Raw genomic sequence first — 20,366 nt, forward strand, 5'->3', positions numbered from 1 at the left:
GTATACTTGATAAAAATAGAACAACGGATCGCGTTTGCAGTATTCTCTATGGGGAGGAACGAAAATGGCGCGGTTAAGACGAGCACTGGTGGGAACAGCCGCCGTAGCCATGGCGGCCAGTCTCGCGTCCTGTGGTGTGCCCGAAGAAGATAGTTCCCCCACCGGAGAAATCATCGACGATCCTGATCGCGATCCGGGCGATGTCCTGTGCGAGTTGACTGGCACATTCGAAACGGAAGACGAATGCGACCGGTTCGTGCGCCAGTATGACGGGCTGCAAGCCGGGGTCGATGCATTCAATCCCAGCGAAACAATGGTGGCCGACAAGGCAACCACCGTCCGCTATGCGATCACGCGGCTCGACGAGAGCGTCCAGGGCGAAGATGGCGAAATTGCTGATGCCGTGCCCGAGCCAACTCCCACACCTCCTGAACCCGTGCCTGTGCCAGTCCCCAACCCGCCGGAGACTGATCCGGACAGAACCGGAGGCTTCACATCCATCCCGGCGAACGGGCCAGTGGTGGGGACGCCGGGGCCGGTGGTCGTCAGCACGCCGCCTGTAACCGGCCAGCCGGACATTAGGCCCGACACACCTGACCGCATGGCTGTGGAGATGCCGACAGCTACACCTGCACCGCCTCCACCCCCTCCTCCGCCCCCTCCTCCGCCTCCACCTCCAGCAGAGGGGCCGACGCAGGCGGAAATCGACGCAGCACTGGATGAAGCCGGGGGCCGGGTTAGCCGAATCATCGGCCGCGATGCGGAGAGCAACGAAGTCGAGGTCGGGACGATCAAGATGGGTCGGCTGATGTATGCCTGCCTCGAGGCCGATCCCAGCTTCGATATCAAACCCCGCGAGTGCCAGACCCGCAACACGATCGAAGATCCGGACCCCGTCTGGCGCTGGTCGGTAACGCCGACCGAACCAGGCGCTGGCTACGAACTGAAATTGCGCAGCGGCACCGTGGTCCGTGCCTCTGACGGGTCATTGCGCCGGATCGGCCAGCCCAGTCGAAGCGCCGAGATCGATGTTTCTGTGACCACCCTCGGCAAGTTCAAGCGCTTGATGGCTGACGCCGAGGAATGGATCCGCTCCCCGATCGGCGTGCTTGGCGCAATCGCCGCCTTGCTTCTGGCTCTCGCCGGCGTCCGCAGGGCGTGGAAGAAAATGCGCAATGCAGATCCAGGCGACGGCACGGACAATGACGCAGACAAGGGCCTGGCGAACCCGGGTGACGGCGGTGATGGCGACGATCCGCCAACCGGAACCTGATCAGCCAATCCAGCCCAGAGCCAAAGCGCCGGCAACTGCCCCGGCACCGATAGCGGCGCTTATAACGTAGCCGAACCAGCCGCCATTGCGCTTCTTGGCCTTTCGGTCCCACATCAGTTCGACTTCGGGCAGAGGGGCTGCTTCGGGCGCGCCACCTTTGGGCGGGAATTTTTCTTCCACCCGGCGAACCAGGTCGGGAAGGCGCAACAGTGTCGCCATATTCTCTTTCACTGCATCGGCGAGCGCGGCTTCGGGCCCCAGTTCGTCACGGATCCAGCTGCGGACATAGGGTGCGGACGTGTCCCACATATTGATCTCGGGATTGAGCTGGGTCGCAATCCCTTCGACCATCACCATTGTCTTTTGCAGCAGCAGCAGATGCGGCTGGGTCTGCATGTCGAAATCACGGGTGATGGCAAACAGGCCATCGAGCATCTGGCCAACGCTCAATTCCTTGACCGGCTTGCCGCGCATGGGCTCGCCCACTGCCCGCAATGCAGTGGCGAATTCACCGACCGAATGATGGCTCGGAACGTATTGCGCTTCGAAATGGATTTCGGCGACGCGCTGGTAATTGCCGGTCGTCAGGCCATAGAGAATTTCGGCGAGCCATTGGCGCGCGCGACGGTCTATCCGGCCCATAATCCCGAAATCGATCGCGACGATCGTGCCGTCGGCCTGCACGAACAGATTGCCCTGATGCATATCGGCATGGAAGAAACCGCCACTGATCGCTTGCGTCAGAAAGGCCAGTACCAGCCGCTCTGCCAGTTCTTCCAGATCATGGCCGGCTGCGATCAGGGCTTCTCTGTCGCTGATCTTGACCCCGTCGATCCACTCGACGGTCATCACGCGGCCATTGGTCCGGTCCCAATCGATAGTGGGGACGCGGTACCCTTCGAACCCGCGCATAGATTCCGCCAGTTCGCTGGCGGAGGCTGCCTCGCGGCGCAGATCCAGCTCGGTATTGGTCCAGCGTTTGAAATTGGCAATTGTCGCACGCGGGCGCAGGCGGGCAGCTTCATCGCCCATCGCCTCGACATGGGCTGCAGCCCATTCATAGGTCTGGATGTCCCGCGCGAATTTCTCGCGAATGCCCGGGCGCAAGACTTTCAGGGCAACCTGGCGCCCATCGCTCGTCACTGCCTTGTGCACCTGGGCAATGGATGCAGCGCCTACCGGTACAGGATCGATACTCAAAAATAGCGTGTCGAGCGGCTGGTCGAAGGTGGCAGCGACGGCGGCCTCGATCTCCGAAAAGGCGACCGGTGGCAGGCTGTCCTGCAAAGAGAGCAGGTTGTTGGCCGCTTCCTCGCCGACCAGATCGGGGCGCGTCGCCAGCGATTGACCGAGCTTGATCGCGGCAGGGCCAATATCGCGAAAGGCACCGGCATAATCGGGAACAGCAGGCGGAAAAGTGCCCAGCCGGGCCAAGCGGGTCAGGCGTCGCACGGGCGACGGCGTATTGGGATCACGCTCGATCCCGCGCAACGCCCCGTGCTTCGCAGCCGTCCGGCCCCATTTCAGAAGCCGCCAGATATGCGTTGCAGGCCGCGTCATGATGATTGTTCGCCTGATGGCTCAATCGGCACCGGCCCGCGCCCCCTCCCGGCCACCCAACAGGATAGTGCCATGGGTGGCCGGGAGGGGGCGCGGGCTGGTGCCGGACGCAGCACAGCACAAGGTGCGGAGCGATCAGACGTCATTCAAATCTTCCATCCCGAATGGATGTTTACAGCGCCGCCGAGGATCTGCTCGACACGCGTCTGCTCGAAACCTGCATCGCGGATCATCTGCTCGAACACCGGCGGCTTGGGAAAGCGGCGGATCGATTCGGCGAGATAGCGGTAGCTGTCCTCGTCATCCGCAATTGCCTTGCCGATCTTGGGCATCAACTGGTGCGAATAGAGATCGTATATTTCCTTGAACCCGGGCCAGTCCGTGGTGCTGAATTCCATGCAATAGAAGCGCCCGCCATGCTTCAATACGCGGTGCGCCTCGGCCAACGCCTTGTCGATATGGGTGACATTCCGGATGCCGAACACGATCGTGTAGGCGTGGAATTGCCGGTCTATATAGTCGAGCTCTTCCGCGTTCTGGCGTGACCAGACGAGGCCGGCTATGCCGCGCTCCATCGCGCGTTCCACGCCGACGTCCAGCATTTCCTGGTTTATGTCGGCAACGGTCACCTCGGCGCCGCGCTCCGCCATGCGAAATGCAATATCGCCGGTACCGCCAGCCATATCCAGAATGGCTTCACCCGGTTGCGGTTTTACCCTGCGAACGAAGCGATCCTTCCACAGCCGGTGCATGCCGCCCGACATGGCATCATTCATGATGTCATATTTGGCCGCGACATTGGAAAACACCGCGCCAACACGCTCTGTTTTCTCTTCGGGGGCTACATCTTCGTAACCGAAAGATACGCTTTCACTCATCGCCGCGCGCCTTAGATGGAATTGCCACCCCGGCAAAGGGTGTTAGTGGGTTCCGGCTATGCCTGAACTTCCTGAAGTCGAAACAACGGTGCGGGGCCTTGCACGGTTCCTTGAGGGAGAGCGGATCACGCGCGCTGCCGTCAACCGCCCCGATATGCGCCGCCCGTTCCCGCCCCAATTGGTGCAAGCAATGACGGGCGCCACCATTTCCAGCCTGGGCCGGCGCGCCAAATACGGGCTGCTTCATACAGACCGGGACCAGACCCTGATCTTCCACCTGGGCATGAGCGGGCGCTGGCGGATTGATCCGGACAGCCCCGACAAGCATGACCATTTCATCCTGGAAACAGCGGGGCACCATTTTGCGCTGTGCGATCCGCGCCGCTTTGGCTGGGTCGACCTGGTCGATACCCAGAGCCTGCCGACGTGGCCAAGCTTTGCCGCGATGGGCCCCGAACCATTGGGCGACAGTCTGACCGTCGATTACCTGAAACAGGCCCTTGCCGGCCGCAAGCAAGCAATCAAGCTTTGCCTGCTCGACCAATCGATCATCGCAGGCTTGGGCAATATCTATGTCTGCGAGGCGCTGCACCATGCCGGTATCCATCCCCGCAAGGCAGGTGGCAAAGTTTCGAAACCTGCGCTTGCCCGCCTGATTCCGGCAATCCAGAATGTTCTGACCCAATCGATCCACGACGGAGGATCATCGCTCCGGGACTATGCGCAACCCGACGGAGAGCTGGGCTATTTCGCCACCCGGTTCGATGTCTATGGCCGCGAGGGAGACGCCTGCCACCGCGAGGATGGGGGTATCATCCGACGCTTCGCCCAAGGCGGGCGCAGCACATGGTTCTGCCCACGGTGCCAGAGATAGGGAATCACTTGACGATTCGGGGGGTGCGCCTTATGTGGCGCGCTTTCCGGCGGGCTTCCGCCGTTTCCGAGATTTACCAGAGTAGAGCATCCGGCCGCGCATGGCGGTCGAGAAACAAGGACGAACATGGCCAACACGCCGCAAGCCCGCAAGCGTATCCGTCGCAACAACCGCCGCGCCGAAATCAACACCGCGCGCATGAGCCGCATCCGTGGTTTCGTGAAGAAGGTCGAAACGGCTATCGAAGGTGGCGACAAAGAAGCAGCCCAGACCGCACTTCGTGCCGCCCAGCCTGAAATGGCACGCGGCGTTGCTCGCGGCGTACTGCACAAGAACACCGCTGCGCGGAAATTCTCGCGCCTGACCAAGCGAGTCGCAGCACTCTGATTCGGGTCCCTGCGGGGCCAATCGAACAGCTGAAAGCTCGAGGGCTGTCGCAATTTGCGGCGGCCCTTTTTGCTATGTCATCGATTCGTAACAAGGCCACGACGCGTAAGTGTTGGAATTCCTGCGATTCGCACAGGATCATGCGCATTTTATCAACCTAAACAGAGTGTTAAACGCACGTCTGCGGGGTTGCGGTCTGTCAAACGGTTTATTTCAGATTTTTTACCTTATCCCCCCTTGCTTAGAATCGCGCAGCGCTCTTTAACTGCATTTCGCAATCGGCACGGGACAGGCCGAACGCACATATTTCGATCCAATAGGGGGGATGCCCCAGACACGTGTTGTCTGGGCAGTGGCGAAGCTTTGCCAGTCCTTTGGAAGACAAGAAACCAGCCTTGGGGAAGGCTGCATGACAGGCGGGATTAATGGGTAAAGACATAAGCAGGGCCGGGGTCGCAAAACGCAATTCGAAAGAGGATCTGATGGAAGATCAGGAAGCGGTGAACCTGGCTGCCGATTGGGCAGACATCAGCCAGGGGCTCCGCAAGGATCTTGGCCATCAACTCCACAGCCAGTGGATCAAGCCGATCCAGATTGGCGGCTTCTGCGACGATACCGGTACGCTCGATCTATACTTGCCGACCGAATTCTCGGCCAACTGGGTCCAGGATCGCTTTGCGGACCGTTTATCGCTGGCCTGGAAAATCGCCCGTAGCAACGTCCGCAATGTGCGCATTCAGGTGCATCCGGGCCGTCGCAAGCTGCCCGATATCGCCTTGGGTGACGGGCGACGCCCCGCCAATGATGGCCTTGATATGGGCATGATGGTCAGCGGCGCCGGGACGATCAACGATGCCGGTTTCACGTCTTCTGTCGGGCTCGATGCTTCGCTGACCTTCGCCGCTTTCGTTACTGGCGAAACGAACATCCTGGCCTGCAACGCAGCGCAGCGCATGGCCGCGACCGAGCAACCGCAATTCAGCCCGCTCTACCTCAAGGCCGCAACCGGCCAGGGTAAGACGCACCTGCTGCACGCTATCGGCCATCACTATCTGTCGGCCCATCCGCGTGCGCGCATTTTCTACTGCAGTGCAGAGCGTTTCATGGTCGAATTCGTCTCAGCGCTCAAAGCCAACCAGATGATCGAATTCAAGGCTCGCCTGCGCAGTTTCGACCTGCTGCTGGTGGACGATATCCAGTTCATCATCGGCAAGGCGAGCGCGCAGGAGGAATTGCTCTACACGATCGATCACCTGCTGGCCGAGGGCAAGCGACTGGTCTTCGCCGCCGACCGTGCGCCGCAGGCTCTCGACGGGGTCGAACCGCGCCTGCTCAGCCGTCTGTCGATGGGCCTCGTCGCCGACATCCAGGCCGCCGACATCGAATTGCGTAAGAAGATCCTCGAAAGCAAGCTGACCCGCTTTGCGCCGCTGGACGTGCCCGAAGACGTCATCGAATTCCTCGCCCGCACCATCACGCGCAATGTGCGCGAGCTGGTCGGCGGCCTCAACAAGCTGATCGCCTACGCCCAGCTCACCGGCCAGACGGTTTCGCTACAGCTGGCCGAAGAACAGCTGACCGATATCCTGTCCGCAAACCGCCGCCGGATCACGATTGACGAGATCCAGCGCACCGTGTGCCAGTTCTATCGCATCGACCGCAGTGAGATGAGCAGCAAGCGACGCGCACGTGCCGTTGTCCGGCCGCGCCAGGTTGCGATGTATCTTTCCAAGGTTCTCACCCCGCGCAGCTATCCCGAAATCGGGCGCAAGTTCGGGGGCCGCGACCATTCCACGGTGATCCATGCCGTGCGCCTGATCGAGGATCTGCGCCAGCGTGACGCCGATATGGATGGCGATGTGCGTAGCCTGTTGAGACAGCTGGAGAGCTAGCCAAGACCGCTCGGCTCTTCGGGTTCGCATCCACAGCCAAGCCACAATTCGCCAACACGTCTTCGACAGTCCTATGCACAGGGCTGTCGACAGGCTGTTCGCATCCTGCCAACAGCTTTTCCATGAGCTTGTCACCAGAGCGACTGGAACGGTTTGCGCGCCATATTGTCCTGCCCGAAATTGGCGGCGCCGGCCAGGCAGCGCTGGTCGACAAGCATGTTGTTGTCGTGGGCCTGGGCGGCATCGGCTCCCCCGCGCTGCAATATCTCGCGGGCGCCGGAATCGGGCGCCTCACCCTTGTCGACAGCGACAGCGTCGATGCCAGCAATTTGCAGCGCCAGACGCTCTTTTCCGAACGCGATATCGGCCATGGCAAAGCCGTTGCCGCGCGGCGCTGGGTGCAGAATTTCGATCGCTCCTTGCGGGTCACGATCAGCGACCAGCGGATCGATGCGGGGAATGCGCGCGAATTGATGGCATCGGCGGATCTGGTGCTGGACGGCACCGACAATTTCGCCACCCGGCTGGCAGTGTCGGACGCCTGTGTCGCATCAGGCGTTCCACTGCTCTCCGCCGCTGTCGGGCGCTTCCAGGGCCAGGTCGCTGCATTCGCCGGCCATCTGCCTGGCCAGCCCTGCTATCGCTGCTTCGTGGGTGATGCTTTCGACGCCGATGATTGCGACACCTGCGCCGAAGACGGCGTTTTGGGCGCGATGGTTGGCTGGGTCGGCACCTTCGCGGCGATGCACGCCGTGCGGGTTCTGCTCGATGGCACCAACCGCTTCGGTGACGCGCAATGGGGCAAGCTGCAACTAATGGACGGGATCAAGCCCGGAATGCGCGCGATTGCGATCCCCAAGGATCCAGGCTGCAAGGGGTGTAGAGCGAAGGTCAGTTAGCGACCCAATTGCTGACATCGACCAAGGGTTCAATTCTCAAGCGAACATTGACCCTGCATTCCTTATCGTCCAGTTTTTCTGCTTCGCGAATTGTCAGGATTGCTAATCGTATGCGCGTGCTTCTGCTTGATGGTCATCCCGACGAGAATCGGTTTTCCTCGCACCTGCTCCAGCAATACGAGGACGCTCTGCCGCAAGGAACAATCGCCAACAGGATTGCGGTCCGAGACATGGAATTCTCGCCGATCTTGCGGTTCGGATATGCAAAACGCGTAGAGTGGGAGCCGGATGTTGCCAATCTGGCGAAACAAATTGATGAGTGCGATCACTTGGTGGTCAGCTTTCCTATGTGGTGGGGAAGCGAGCCTGCCGAACTCAAAGGCCTGCTCGACCGCGTGCTCTTGCCCGGCTTCGCATTTGCCTATCATTCCGACGACCCTTGGTGGGATAAGCTCATGGAAGGCCGCTCTGCGGATGTGATCGCAACGATGGATACACCGCCATTCTTCTTGCGACTGAGCTACGGCAATGCATTAATCAAACGATGGAAGCGCCAGATTCTCGGTTTCTGCGGTTTCAAGCCAGTCCGGTTTCTGGCTTGCGGGCCTATCAAGCATGGGAACGCAGAGAAGCATGCCGATAAATGGGAAAAGCAGATTCAGCGGCTAGCTCGATCGATCCGGATTGCCTCTGAAGACAAGAAGCAACTTCGTCTCGAGACCTTCCTCAATCGAAAGAATGCGCCGTCAGCTTCCCGTTTCAACCAATAGTAGGAAGCTTGCCAATCGTCCGCCCCCACCACCAGTGGCGGTCGCTAGCTTATCAGCACTTCATCAACCCATTCCGGCACCAACTCCCCGGCCTTCCCCTGGCGGCTCTCGTGGAACCACGCCGAGCCTTCGCTGCGCTCAAGATTGAGCTCTAGCGTCCGCGCGCCAAGGTCGCGGGCATCGCGGACAAAGCCTGCCGCCGGATAGACAGCGCCCGAGGTGCCGATGCTGACGAACAGATCCGCCTCTCGCAATGCGCTGTAGATGCGGTCCATCTGATACGGCATCTCACCAAACCACACGACATCAGGCCGCAGGCTGGGGGCCCGGCATACCGGACATGGCGGGCGATCACTCAGCGTTGCGTCCCAGGGCGAGCGCATTTCGCAGGAAATGCACAGCGCACTCTTCAGCTCGCCGTGCATATGCAGGATGCGACGGGCTCCGGCCCGTTCATGCAAGTCATCCACGTTCTGGGTCACGATCAACAGCTCGCCCGCGAACTGCCTATCCAGCCGCGCCAAGGCCGCATGCGCCGCGTTGGGTTGCACCTTCCGCAGCGCTTCGCGCCGCATGTCGTAGAAGCCGAGCACCAGCTCCGGATCGCGCGCAAATCCTTCCGGCGTTGCCACGTCTTCCACCCTGTGCTGTTCCCACAAGCCGCCGGCGGAGCGGAAGGTGTCGATGCCGCTCTCTGCGGATATCCCGGCACCGGTCAGGATCACGATGTTGCGTATCTCGGCCATGGAGAGCATCAAGCACGCACAAGGTGGAGTTAGCAATGGCGCGTATCGGAATCATTGGCAGCGCGGGGCGGATGGGTCAGGCCATCGCGACCGCCCTTGCCGACCGCGAGCATGATCTTGCCGGAGGCGTGGATGCGGGCGGCGATGCCGCCTCCCTGGCCGACCGCAGCGATGCGCTGGTCGACTTCTCGTCTCCGCAAGCGCTCGAGGCCAATCTCCATGCAGCCATCGGGGCCGGCATCCCGCTGGTGATCGGCACCACCGGGCTGGACGAACCGCACCACACGGCAATCGACAACGCAGCCCGCGATGTCGCGATCCTCCAAACCGGCAACACCTCGCTCGGCGTCACTTTGCTCGCGCATCTCGCACGCGAGGCGGCCAGCCGATTGGGGCCGGACTGGGATATCGAGATTGTCGAAATGCACCACCGGCACAAGGTCGATGCCCCGTCGGGCACTGCCCTGTTGCTGGGCGAAGCGGCGGCGGAAGGGCGCGGGATCGATCTGACTGCCAATACCGAAAGTGGCCGTGACGGGCATACCGGCGAAAGGGCGGCAGGCGCGATTGGCTTTGCCGCGCTGCGCGGGGGCACGGTTGCGGGGGATCACAGTGTGATCCTGGCCGGGGAGCAGGAACGCATCACCCTCTCCCACGCCGCAGAAAACCGCATGATCTTTGCCCGCGGGGCAGTACGCGCGGCCGAATGGCTGATGGGCAAACCGCCGGGCCGCTACACCATGCCGGAGGTGCTCAACCTGTGAGCCGCGCCGCCATTGAAGCCTGCAACTGGCAGGAGCCGGGCGGCCTGCCCGAAGTCAACCGGATGGTGGATTTCATCGAAGGCCTGGGCATCGAGGTCTTTGTCGATACCGTGCCCGATGCGGAAGAGATGGGCATGACGATCCGCAAGGGCGCAATCATTATCGATCCCGCCGCCCCTGTCTACCCGGGCGACCTGCTGCACGAGGCGGGCCATCTGGCCGTTGCCGATCCGCAGCAGCGCGCCACGATGGAACAGATGAGCGATGATCCGGGCGAGGAAATGGCCGCCATCGCCTGGTCTGCCGCCGCCACTGTACCGTGCGAAATCACGCTCGAAGTGCTGTTCCATGATATGGGCTACAAGGGCCACGCAGCCTCGCTGCGAATGAATTTCTCGCAAGGCAATTTCCTCGGCGTGCCGATGTTGGCGATGTGGGACATGACAGCGGAATTGCACCGCCCCACACCCGATATGCCGGCCTATCCGCGCATGACCCGCTGGTTGCGCGGAGGCGATCCGGTCGCATGACCAAGGACCAGATTTTCGAGTTTTTCCGGCGGCTGGCGGATGACAATCCCGAGCCGGAGACCGAGCTGGAGTATGGCAATGCCTACCAGCTGGTGGTGGCCGTGGCTCTATCGGCACAGGCAACCGATGTGGGGGTCAACAAGGCGACGCGCAGGCTGTTTGCCGAAGTCAAAACCCCGCAACAGATGCTGGAGCTCGGTGAGGAAGGCCTCAAAGAGCACATCAAGACGATCGGGCTGTTCAATTCCAAGGCCAAGAATGTGATCCTGCTTAGTCAGCTGCTGGTCGATGAATATGGCGGCGAAGTTCCCGACACGCGCGAGGACCTCGTGCGGCTCCCTGGCGTGGGCCGCAAGACCGCCAATGTCGTGCTAAATTGCTGGTTCAAACAGGAAACCTTTGCGGTCGACACCCATATTCTGCGCGTCGGCAACCGCACGGGTCTCGCCAAAGGCAAAACGCCGGAGAAGGTCGAAGAGAAGCTCGAAAAGCGCGTGCCCCAGCCCTTCCGCCTGCACGCGCATCACTGGCTGATCCTGCACGGTCGCTATGTCTGCAAGGCACGCACGCCGGAATGCTGGCGGTGCGGGCAAGTGGATCTGTGCAGCTTCAGGAAGAAGGTTCTGGAGAAGCCCAAGGGGCGTTAGCTTTAGAGGCATCCACCATAGAATGCGCAGGAATACCAAAGGGCGTAGAAAAAGAGCGCTCCAAAACCGAGCGGCAAATAGATTCCCGTCAGGACCGCCTTTTTCCTTCTCACGACGGGCAAAGCCTCAATCCCGATGATCCCTGGTATCAAGCAAATGCCCAGCCATACAAACCATGGAATTTCGGCCCAGAATTCATATTGTCTAGGGCCGAATCCAGCCAAGCTTATCAACCCGCTCAGGACAAGAAGCGGGCCAATCAGAGAAACTAAAGCAGCTGCCGCATATCGGGTGCTCGCCTGCATGAAATATTGATAATCCTACAAACTAGACATCATCCGCCGAAATCATTTCCTCGCGGTCGATCTCACCTGTCATCACAGCCACCGTGGTCGCAATCGCGGCGTCGCCGCTGACATTGGTGGTGGTGCGCATCATGTCCATGATCCGGTCCACACCTGCCACGAAGGCAATGGTTTCCAGTGGCACTCCGACCGCGCCGAACACCAGCGCCATCATGATCAGGCCCGCGCCCGGAATGCCCGCTGCGCCGATGGCCGCAAGCGTCGCCAGGATCGAGATCAGGAAGTACTGACCGAGAGTAAGGTCTACGCCGAAAATCTGTGCGCCGAATAAGGTCGCGAGACCCAGATACATCGCGGTGCCGTTCATGTTGATCGTCGCACCGAGCGAGACCACGAAGCTCGAGACAGACGGACTGACGCCCAGATTGCGCTGGGTGCAGCGCAAGGTGACCGGCAAGGTCGCGTTGGAAGACGCCGTCGAATAGCTCACCGCCATTGCATCGATGATCCCGCGGAAGAAATCGCGCACCGGCAGTTTGGCAATGAATTTGATGATCGCGGAATACATCACGAAAATGATCACGAGGCAGCCCAGATAATTTAGGCCGACCAGCTTCGCGAGGCCGAACAGCGCGTCCAGCCCTAGCGTGCCCGCGACCCACGCCATCAGCGCGAACACGCCGAATGGGGTCAGCTCCATCACGATCATCGTGACTTTCTGCATGATGACGGCGCCGCTATCGAAGACCTTCTTGACCGGCTCGCCCTCTTTATCGGCCATCAGAATGCCGATGCCGATCAGCATGGCGAAGACGATCAACGGCAGAACCTGCGCGTCGGCCATCACCTGCACCGGGCTTTCCGGAATGATCGAAAGGATCATGTCGACCGCCGTCGTCTCGTTCGGTTCCGGCGTGATGCCTTTGTCGATCGCGCTCGTATCCACGCCCGCGCCTGGCGCGAAGAATGTGCCAAGGCCAAGGCCGAACCAGACGGAAATCTGGCCGGTAATGATGAACAGCAGCATCGCGCGTCCACCCACCGCGCCCAGCTTGCGCAGATCGCCAATTGCCGCGACGCCGGCCACCAGGCTGAAGAAGATCAGCGGCACGACCAGCATCTTGATCGATTTGATGAAGAAATCGCCGATCCACTTGATGCTTTCCGCATCGGGGCCCCAGGCCCAACCGGTCAGAATGCCAAGGATCAGCGCGGTGACGACACGTTGCCACAGCGGAATCTCGAACCAGGTGCGTAGCATGTGTGTGAGACCCCTCAGCCCGTTAAGATGTCAGCGCCGCTGTTGCGATGCGCGTATAGATGCGGCTTAGCGTATCGAGGTCGGGCATGGCTACCGCCTCGTCGCGCTTGTGCATGGTGGCATTGACCAGCCCGAATTCGATCACCGGGCACACTGCACGCAGGAAGCGCGCATCGGATGTCCCGCCGGTAGTGGATTGTTCGGGCGTTACGCCGGTTTCCGATTCCACCGCGTCCGAAACCATTTGCGAAAACACACCCGGCGGGGTGAGAAAAGGCTCCCCCGAGATGATCGGCTTGGCATGGCCCCCATGCTTTTCGGCAATTGCCATCACCTTGTCCGACAAGGATTGGCCCGAATGGACATCATTGAAGCGGATCGAGATGCGCGCCTTGGCCTTTGCGGGGATGACATTGTGCGCAACATTGCCGACCTCAATATCGGTGATTTCGAGGTTGGAAGGCTGGAACCAGTCGGTCCCGTCATCGAGAGTAAGACTGTCGAGCTCCGCCAGCATCGCTACCAGTCGCGGGATCGGGTTTTCGGCCAGATGCGGATAGGCCACATGTCCCTGGTTGCCGACCACCTCCAGCCAGATATTGACCGAGCCGCGCCGCCCGATCTTCATCATGTCGCCCAACCGGTTGACCGATGTGGGTTCCCCCACGAGGCACAAATCCGGTTCTTCCCCACGCTCGGCCATGAAATCGATCAGGGCACGAGTGCCATAGACCGCCGGACCTTCTTCATCGCCGGTAATGATGAAGCTGATCGTACCCGTGTCGGCGGGGACATGGCGAACCGCCTCCACCATGCAGGCAATCGCGCCCTTCATATCGACCGCGCCGCGGCCGTAGAGTAGTTCGCCGCGCTTTTCGGGGGTGAATGGCGCGCTGGCCCATCCCTCGCCCGGCGGCACCACATCCAAATGTCCGGCAAAGGCGAAATGCTTCGAACCCGACGGACCACGACGGATTGCGAACAGGTTCTCGACCGGCCCATCAGGCGCTTCGCCCTTGAGGAAGCGATGCACTTCGAAACCGAGTGGGGCGAGCATCGCCTCCATTTCGGCAAACACATCCCCGGTGGCCGGGGTCACACTGGGCGCGGCGATCAGGCGCTGCGCGAATTCGATAGCGTCAGACATTACCGCTGCGTTAGACCAGCCCAGCCCGCCTTTCCAGCCGGAGACACATGCGATGCCCAAACTCGACCTGGATACCATCCCGCAAACCAATGCGACCGGCTATCCTGCCCCCTTCGATGCGGAGGTAGAGGGGCGCTGGTATCGACGTTTGGCGCCCGCTGCGGGGCTGGACCACATCGCGGCGACCCATGTGGTGTTGAAGCCGGGCGCCTATTCCTCCCAGCGGCATTGGCACCGCGAGCTGGACGAGCTGCTGGTGATGGTTGCCGGGCAGGCCGTGCTGATCGAGGATGACGGCGAAACGCTCTTGCGGCCCGGCGACGTCGTGGCTTGGGCAGCGGGCGCGCAAAACGGGCATCGCTTGCACAACCGCTCGGGCGTAGACTGCGTGTTCGTAGTCACCGCAGCCGGAGATCGGGATGCTGATTCAGGCGTCTATCCCGATATCGACATGGTCTTCGATGCCGACGGTTATGCCCGCAAAGACGGGACCCGTTACGACACCCACCGTATCCCCTAGTTCCGCTGCGGCTCCGGCAGAGGCCCCGGGGCAAACGCCTCATCCAGCAGACGTGCCATGCGTAAGCCCGCCTGGGTCACGCGGCGTTGCGACACAGGGATACTCTGGCGGATATCTTCCTGCGTCAGCTTGGTCGCCCCGGGCAGTTCACGCTCGCATACCTCTTCGGTATCGAAGGCGGTCGGATAAACCCAGTCGCGGCTGATCTGCCAGCTTTCGCGGCCCCAATCGGCAGAAGTGCCGCCCGCCAGTTCCGCCCTTTCGGCCGCGCTATAATGCCGCACCAGCGAAGGCTGCGCCGACGTAATCGCCCGCTCTGCCAGTGGGCCATCCCAAATCCAGTGCAGATTGAGGCCGGGTGCGATGCCATAGTCAGCCTCGCGGTCGTTCCCGCCGCGATCATCCTTGTCGCCGTGGTGCAAGGGCATGTGCACATCACCGACAAAATGGACCATGAAGGCGAGTGCCTGCAGCCGCACATTTGCGGGCAGGCTTTCGTCAGCCAGGATGCGCTGGTTGCGATCAATCTGCGCCAGGATGCAATTGCCACCCGGGCAGTTGCGGCGTGGATTATACGGCTCGCAGATGGGCGTGGTGCGATAATGCCAGGCTGCCGTATGCCCCCAGCGCCAGCGGCTGCGGCGCACACAATCCGGCCACACCGTGGCATCCTGCAATGTCGCCAGATCGCATTCGGGTGTGCCGAGCAGAGCTTCAGCACGGAACAACCGCTCCATCGCGGCGCGGGTCTCGGGCCGGATATTGGCCAGCGCAATATCGCCTGTCACAGTGTGGGCGAAGAAGCCCCACGCCTGCGCCGGTAGCGGTGCCAACAGCGCCAGAAAGCCCAGCGCGAAGCCGATCAGGCGGCTGGCGCGCCTTCGTATTGTTCGATGACCCATTCTTCGTCCTCTGCCGCGGCAATCCAGGCCTGAAGCCATTCATGCTCCCACACAGCCTGCATATAGCTTTCGGCGAAGCCGGGTACACCGAAGCCATAGGAGAGGAAACGGCTAACCACTGGCGCGTAGTAGATATCTGCCGCACCGAATGTGCCGAACAGGAAGGGCCCGCCCGAGCCGAAGCGCGCCCGCGCCTCTGCCCACAGGCCCAGGATACGCACGACATCCTGCTTGGTCCCATCCGATATGCGCGCACCTTCGAAGCGCTGCCGGATGTTCATCGGGCATTCGCTGCGCAGCGAGGCGTAAGAGCTGTGCATTTCAGCCACCATGCTGCGGGCCATGCCGCGCGCGGTATCATCCTTGGGCCAGAAACGGTCGCGACCGACCTTGTCGCTCAGATATTCGAGGATCGCGAGACTGTCCCAGACGACGGTTTCTTCGTCCCACAGGATCGGTACCTTGCCCGAAGAAGGCATCATGCCGCCCTCTTCCTGCAGCTTCTTCTGCTGCCATTCCTCGCCAAACATCGGCACGATGATTTCTTCGAAATGCAGGCCCGATTGCTTCGCCGCCAGCCAGCCGCGCAGGCTCCAACTCGAATAATTCTTGTTACCGATGATCAGTTTCATATGCGCTCCCACCAAATTTGCGCTGCTTCGATGCCCGAGTACCTGTTCAGATATTCGCTGTCGAGGCTGAATGGGTTACGTTTGGAGCGCATCCGCAACCACGGCGGCGCGCAGGGCAGCAATGCCCATACCCTTTTCGCTGCTCGTGATGTGAAGCTCCGGAAAGGCCGCCGGGTGTTTGCGAATTTCGTCGGCCACTTTGGCGGCCGTCGCGTCCAGTTCACTGGCCTTGATCTTGTCCGCTTTGGTCAGCACGACGCGGTAACCGACGGCGGCTTCATCCAGCATCCGCATCATCTCGCGGTCAACATCTTTCAGCCCGTGACGGCTGTCGACCAGCACCAGGTTGCGCGCCAAGACCGGCCGGCCGCGCAGATAGGTCTTGACCAACTTTTTCCATTTTTCGACGACCTTGACCGGCGCTTTGGCGAAGCCATAGCCGGGCATATCGACCAGGCGGAACCGGGTCGGTTCCCCCACTTCGAAGAAGTTCAATTCCTGCGTGCGCCCGGGTGTGACCGATGCCCGTGCAATCGCGCGGCGCCCTGTCAGGGCATTGAGCAGCGAGCTCTTGCCGACATTGGAGCGACCGCAAAAGGCGATCTCGGGCACCGTCGGCTCGGGCAGGAATTTCAGCTGGGGCGCTGACAGCAGGAAGTCGACGCGGCCGGAAAACAGGCGGGCTGCGTCTTTCTCTTCCTGGGTTTCCAGAGTGCCGATCACCCCTCTTGCGCCTTGGCTTTCTCGGCCTTTTCTGCCTCGGCCGCTGCCTTCAGCTGCGGATGCCGGGAATAGAGATATTTCTGCTGGGCCAGCGTCAGAACATTGGACGTGTTCCAATAGAGCAGCAGGCCGGCCGCAAACGGTGCCATGATGAACATCAGCACCCATGGCATGATGTTGAAAATCTGCCGCTGGATCGGATCGGCAATCGGGTTCATCTGGAATGTCAGCCACATGGTGATGCCCAGCAGCACCGCAAGCGGGCCGATCGCAATCAGCGCCGGCACTTCGAATGGCAGCAGGCCGAAGAGATTAAAGATATGGGCCGGATCGGGCGCGGAAAGATCCTGTAGCCAGCCAAAGAAGGGCTGATGCCGCATTTCGATGGCCAGGATCAGGACCTTGTAAAGAGCAAAGAAGATCGGGATTTGGATCAACAGCGGCAGGCAGCCTGCCAGCGGATTGACCTTCTCCTCCTTGTACAGCGCCATGATCTCTTGCTGCTGCTTGGGCTTGTCGTCTTTGTAGCGTTCCTGGATCGCCTTCATCTTGGGCTGCACCGCTTTCATCGCGGCCATGCTGGCGAATTGCTTTTGCGCAATCGGGAACAGCAGCCCGCGAATGATCACGGTGAGCAAGATGATCGCGACGCCGAAATTGCCTACCAGCTCGAACAATTGGTTGAGGAGCCACAGCAGCGGTTTTTCGAACCAGCGGAACCAGCCCCAATCGATGGCGAGGCCGAATTTCTCGATCCCGGCATCTTCATATGCGTCCAGCACGACGCTTTCCTTGCCCCCGGCGAACAGGCGCGTGGTGCGGATCACTTCATTGCCAGAAGCAATGGTGGCCGGCTGGTAGATCACGTCGGCGCGGAAGACGTCCGGTCCCAGTGCACGGAACCCGGTCTGCGGATCGGTGTCCTTTTGCGGAACCAGGGCACCGAGCCAATAGATATCGGAGAAGCCGATCCAGTGCGTGCGCCCTTCGGGTGTCGCGCTGCCTTCGTCGGCCAGATCGTCATAGTCGGGGCCATAATCCGCTGAATCGCCAAACACTCCCATCGGGCCAGAATGGGCGATCCAGGTGTCGGTGCTGGCGTTTTTGCTGGTGCGGGTCACCGTGGCAAAGGGGCGCGCTACGACGGAACCTTCGCCGGTATTGGCAGCGGTTTGCTCCGCCGTGATCATGTAATTGTCATCGATGCTGAACTTGATGCGGAACTGCAGGCCCGCGCCATTGTCCCAGCTCAACGTTACGGGCGTGTCTTGGGTCAGACCCTCGCCATCGGCAGTCCAGACCGTATCGGCCCCGGGCAATGCCACACCTTCGCCAACCCAGCCGAACTGGGCGAATTGCTGCCCTTCGGTCCCTTGCGGAGAGAACAGCTGCACCGGGCCACTATCTTCATCAATGGTCGCGCGGTGATCCTTCAGCTCGATATCGTCGACGCGCGCACCCACCAGATTGATCGAACCTTTGACGCGGGGTGCATCGATGGACACGCGCTGCGGCGATGCCAGCGCCGCTGCGAGATCGACCGCCTCAGCCGCGCCAGCGGTGCCCGCTTCCAGAGTCGCTGTGCCCGAGGCACTTGCTTGCGGTGCTCCGCCAGGCGCAGTTTGTGTCTGCGCGGCCTGAACTGGCTTGGCAGGCTGCGGATAGAACTGGTTCATGGCGGCATCCCAGCCGATGATCAGCAGGCCGCACAGCACCACGGCGAGAAGAAGATTGCGCTGGTTTTCCAAGGTGAAAGGCCCCGTGTCGTCTTTGTAAGGTGTGTTATATAGGTACTACGGCACAGGATCAAAGCCATCGCCGCCCCAAGGATGGCAGCGCAGTATACGCTTCGTGGCCAGCCATCCACCCTTGATTGCACCATGTTTCTCCAGCGCCTCTATCGCATATTGCGAGCATGTGGGGCTGTAGCGGCAGGATGGCGGCAGAATTCGGCTTGGACCCAATTGCCAGCCGCGCGCGATCAGGATGAATATCTGCTTCATCGTTTACCCTTCGTGCGGCGACGGCGGGGCGGATCCCCTTTCCCCTGCGCAAGGCGGGCAAGAGCGACGGTCAGCTCTTCTCGCATCGTGGCAAAGTCGCGTTCGATCCCTGAATCGCGCCCGATCAGGATATGGTCGTGATGGTCCAACCCTTCATCCGGCAAAGCATCCCAAAGCAGCTCGCGAAAACGGCGCTTCATCCGGTTGCGGACCACGGCATTGCCGACTTTCTTGGTCACGGTGATGCCATATCGCTTCCCCAACCCGGCGTTCGGCCGCGCCAATAACACGAATCCCGGCCGTGCGATTCGCAAGCCCCGATTCGCCGCAAGGAAATCTGCGCGCTTCCGGATGACGGTGGGTTTGGTGGTTGTCACGATTGTGAGTGTAACGCCAAGGGAAGTGAGAGTCTTTTTGTTTTCCACACGCCCTCCGGCGCGCGATAGTCTCGCACCTTGCGGTGCTGTGCGCGGCCTTGCGGTTTGCTAGGCGCAATCCGCGCTCCGCGACCAAGCCATTAGGCGTAAATGCAGACGGGCTCCCGACATGGGAGCCCGCAAGGGCGACTGCCCGTCGCGCGGTTAGCGCGGAAGCCTAAGCGAGCGAACGCGAGCGCCGGCGCTTGAGGCTAAATCAAATCAAGCGCTGAGCTTCTTGCGACCGCGACGGCGACGGTTGGCGAGGACCTTGCGGCCGCCGACAGTCGATTTGCGGGCGAAGAAGCCGTGGCGACGGGCGCGCACGAGATTGCTGGGCTGGAATGTCCGCTTCATCGGATCGTCCTTAAGTGTGTTTGTGAGCGCAGATGCGCCAATAAAAAGGGCCGCCCTTCACAAGCGACCGCCGTATGGAGCGCGCGATTAGAAGCTCGTTGCGGCGAAGTCAAGATATTCGAGGCGCGGTTTGGAGGCTTTTGCGCCCGCCAGCGAGGTTTGAACCGAGGCTTGTGCCGGTACCTCACCCAGCCACTTGCGCATGTCCTGCGCACCCAGCCACAGGGCCTGGTTGTGCGGCACCGAATTGGTCATGTCGTAGAAGGCACGCGCCTGGTCGGCCGCCATGCCCATATCCTGGTAATAGGCAAGGTAGGTGCGGTGTTCCGGCGAATCGGCGGCATAGTCGTCTGCTTCGAAACCGCGATCATCGAGCCAGCTATGGACGGCAAATTCGGCACCGTCCTCGATCGTGCGCGTCTTGCCGGCGAGAAACAGCTCCACCGCACCCGAGCGGACCGAGCCGCCCGTTGGCACACGGGTTTCGAGCCCCGCAGCGCGAATCATCCGCCCGACTGCCAGATTGGCACGATCATCGTCGGTGCCCGGGCATTCGATCAGATCGAGCCGCGCGAGTTCCGGATAATCACGCAGCATGGCGCGGAACTGGGCCGGTGTCGCCGGGCCTGTCACCCCGACCAACGCGGCCCGGTTGCGATCGATCACGCGGAACGGGCCGTAGGCAGCAATGGCAGTGGGGGTGCGGGCCCGGCGGAATGCGATGGCCCGATCAGCGGAATCTGCCGGAACCGTATCCTCCACCCATTCCTCGGTAATCGTCACTTGCACGACATAGCCCTGCGCTGCGGCGGGCGAGCCGAGCAGGGTCAGGAAACCAAGGATGGGGGCGATCAATGCACGCATGCCCACCCTTGTGGCG

General features: G+C 61.2%; 23 protein-coding genes. 10 read left to right on the plus strand and 13 right to left on the minus strand.

Features of this window, described 5'->3' with window-relative positions; translation table 11 throughout:
* Positions 1–64: 64 nt before the first annotated feature.
* Positions 65–1,273, plus strand: coding sequence for a hypothetical protein (locus tag ABD653_RS07080; protein WP_160778032.1), 1,209 nt, complete (start codon positions 65–67; stop codon positions 1,271–1,273).
* On the opposite strand, the gene ubiB is transcribed toward ABD653_RS07080, so the two are convergent.
* Both ubiB and ABD653_RS07090 read right to left on the minus strand, forming a co-directional pair.
* Positions 1,274–2,833, minus strand: coding sequence for a 2-polyprenylphenol 6-hydroxylase (ubiB, locus tag ABD653_RS07085; RefSeq protein ID WP_160778033.1), 1,560 nt, complete (start codon positions 2,831–2,833; stop codon positions 1,274–1,276). It abuts the gene before it with no gap.
* A gap of 146 nt (positions 2,834–2,979) precedes the next feature.
* Entirely contained in the window at positions 2,980–3,711 is a 732-nt protein-coding gene (locus tag ABD653_RS07090; RefSeq protein WP_160778034.1) for a class I SAM-dependent methyltransferase, read from the minus strand.
* Between the two features lie 58 nt (positions 3,712–3,769).
* Between ABD653_RS07090 and mutM the strand changes: the two genes are divergently transcribed.
* The 5 genes from mutM (at position 3,770) to ABD653_RS07115 (ending at position 8,533) form a co-directional block, all read left to right on the plus strand.
* The gene (gene mutM / locus ABD653_RS07095) at positions 3,770–4,585 is read left to right on the plus strand and encodes a bifunctional DNA-formamidopyrimidine glycosylase/DNA-(apurinic or apyrimidinic site) lyase (protein ID WP_160778035.1); all 816 of its coding nucleotides are present in this window, start codon (positions 3,770–3,772) and stop codon (positions 4,583–4,585) included.
* Between the two features lie 126 nt (positions 4,586–4,711).
* Entirely contained in the window at positions 4,712–4,972 is a 261-nt protein-coding gene (gene rpsT, locus ABD653_RS07100) for a 30S ribosomal protein S20 (protein ID WP_160778036.1), read from the plus strand.
* Between the two features lie 425 nt (positions 4,973–5,397).
* Entirely contained in the window at positions 5,398–6,864 is a 1,467-nt protein-coding gene (gene dnaA, locus ABD653_RS07105) for a chromosomal replication initiator protein DnaA (protein WP_160778037.1), read from the plus strand.
* A 122-nt stretch (positions 6,865–6,986) separates the two neighbouring features.
* Positions 6,987–7,763 (plus strand): HesA/MoeB/ThiF family protein, encoded by a 777-nt coding sequence (locus ABD653_RS07110; protein WP_199801066.1) that lies wholly within the window; start codon positions 6,987–6,989, stop codon positions 7,761–7,763.
* Between the two features lie 8 nt (positions 7,764–7,771).
* The gene (locus tag ABD653_RS07115; protein ID WP_234032110.1) at positions 7,772–8,533 is read left to right on the plus strand and encodes an NAD(P)H-dependent oxidoreductase; all 762 of its coding nucleotides are present in this window, start codon (positions 7,772–7,774) and stop codon (positions 8,531–8,533) included.
* A 44-nt stretch (positions 8,534–8,577) separates the two neighbouring features.
* Here the strand turns inward: ABD653_RS07115 and ABD653_RS07120 are convergent, their stop codons facing one another.
* Positions 8,578–9,279, minus strand: coding sequence for an NAD-dependent deacylase (locus tag ABD653_RS07120; RefSeq protein ID WP_160778038.1), 702 nt, complete (start codon positions 9,277–9,279; stop codon positions 8,578–8,580).
* A gap of 35 nt (positions 9,280–9,314) precedes the next feature.
* On the opposite strand from ABD653_RS07120, the gene dapB reads away from it, so the two are divergent.
* The 3 genes from dapB to nth are packed head-to-tail and all read left to right on the plus strand — an operon-like array spanning position 9,315 to position 11,220.
* Positions 9,315–10,043: a 4-hydroxy-tetrahydrodipicolinate reductase gene (dapB, locus tag ABD653_RS07125; RefSeq protein ID WP_160778039.1), complete on the plus strand. Its 729-nt coding sequence runs from the start codon at positions 9,315–9,317 to the stop codon at positions 10,041–10,043.
* Positions 10,040–10,573 (plus strand): hypothetical protein, encoded by a 534-nt coding sequence (locus tag ABD653_RS07130; RefSeq protein WP_199801067.1) that lies wholly within the window; start codon positions 10,040–10,042, stop codon positions 10,571–10,573. Before dapB ends, ABD653_RS07130 begins: the two co-directional genes overlap by 4 nt.
* A complete protein-coding gene (gene nth / locus ABD653_RS07135) occupies positions 10,570–11,220 on the plus strand; it encodes an endonuclease III (RefSeq protein ID WP_160778040.1) in 651 nt (216 codons plus the stop codon). Before ABD653_RS07130 ends, nth begins: the two co-directional genes overlap by 4 nt.
* A gap of 327 nt (positions 11,221–11,547) precedes the next feature.
* Here the strand turns inward: nth and ABD653_RS07140 are convergent, their stop codons facing one another.
* Entirely contained in the window at positions 11,548–12,786 is a 1,239-nt protein-coding gene (locus ABD653_RS07140; RefSeq protein ID WP_160778041.1) for a dicarboxylate/amino acid:cation symporter, read from the minus strand.
* 22 nt (positions 12,787–12,808) lie between these two features.
* The gene (dapE, locus tag ABD653_RS07145; protein ID WP_160778042.1) at positions 12,809–13,933 is read right to left on the minus strand and encodes a succinyl-diaminopimelate desuccinylase; all 1,125 of its coding nucleotides are present in this window, start codon (positions 13,931–13,933) and stop codon (positions 12,809–12,811) included.
* A gap of 52 nt (positions 13,934–13,985) precedes the next feature.
* Between dapE and ABD653_RS07150 the strand changes: the two genes are divergently transcribed.
* Positions 13,986–14,453 carry a cupin domain-containing protein gene (locus ABD653_RS07150; protein WP_160778043.1) on the plus strand — a complete coding sequence of 156 codons (468 nt, stop codon included), beginning with the start codon at positions 13,986–13,988 and terminating at the stop codon, positions 14,451–14,453.
* Here ABD653_RS07150 and ABD653_RS07155 read toward each other — a convergent pair.
* The 8 genes from ABD653_RS07155 to ABD653_RS07190 all read right to left on the minus strand — a co-directional run bounded on the left by ABD653_RS07155 (position 14,450) and on the right by ABD653_RS07190 (position 20,350).
* Positions 14,450–15,355 carry a S1/P1 nuclease gene (locus tag ABD653_RS07155; RefSeq protein ID WP_160778044.1) on the minus strand — a complete coding sequence of 302 codons (906 nt, stop codon included), beginning with the start codon at positions 15,353–15,355 and terminating at the stop codon, positions 14,450–14,452. The genes ABD653_RS07150 and ABD653_RS07155 overlap by 4 nt on opposite strands.
* Positions 15,316–15,987, minus strand: coding sequence for a glutathione S-transferase family protein (locus tag ABD653_RS07160; RefSeq protein WP_160778045.1), 672 nt, complete (start codon positions 15,985–15,987; stop codon positions 15,316–15,318). The genes ABD653_RS07155 and ABD653_RS07160 overlap by 40 nt, the downstream gene beginning before the upstream one ends.
* Before the next feature lie 75 nt (positions 15,988–16,062).
* Positions 16,063–16,710, minus strand: coding sequence for a ribosome biogenesis GTP-binding protein YihA/YsxC (yihA, locus tag ABD653_RS07165; RefSeq protein ID WP_325065352.1), 648 nt, complete (start codon positions 16,708–16,710; stop codon positions 16,063–16,065).
* Positions 16,707–18,458 carry a membrane protein insertase YidC gene (gene yidC, locus ABD653_RS07170; RefSeq protein ID WP_160778046.1) on the minus strand — a complete coding sequence of 584 codons (1,752 nt, stop codon included), beginning with the start codon at positions 18,456–18,458 and terminating at the stop codon, positions 16,707–16,709. The genes yihA and yidC overlap by 4 nt, the downstream gene beginning before the upstream one ends.
* Before the next feature lie 45 nt (positions 18,459–18,503).
* Positions 18,504–18,713, minus strand: coding sequence for a membrane protein insertion efficiency factor YidD (gene yidD, locus ABD653_RS07175; RefSeq protein ID WP_160778047.1), 210 nt, complete (start codon positions 18,711–18,713; stop codon positions 18,504–18,506).
* Entirely contained in the window at positions 18,710–19,090 is a 381-nt protein-coding gene (rnpA, locus tag ABD653_RS07180) for a ribonuclease P protein component (RefSeq protein ID WP_407672734.1), read from the minus strand. Before rnpA ends, yidD begins: the two co-directional genes overlap by 4 nt.
* A gap of 261 nt (positions 19,091–19,351) precedes the next feature.
* Positions 19,352–19,486, minus strand: a complete 135-nt coding sequence (gene rpmH / locus ABD653_RS07185) for a 50S ribosomal protein L34 (RefSeq protein ID WP_160778048.1) — start codon at positions 19,484–19,486, stop codon at positions 19,352–19,354.
* A gap of 87 nt (positions 19,487–19,573) precedes the next feature.
* A complete protein-coding gene (locus ABD653_RS07190) occupies positions 19,574–20,350 on the minus strand; it encodes an alpha/beta hydrolase (protein WP_160778049.1) in 777 nt (258 codons plus the stop codon).
* Positions 20,351–20,366 lie beyond the last annotated feature (16 nt).

This window comes from Parerythrobacter jejuensis, assembly GCF_039536765.1.
Lineage (GTDB): Bacteria > Pseudomonadota > Alphaproteobacteria > Sphingomonadales > Sphingomonadaceae > Parerythrobacter > Parerythrobacter jejuensis.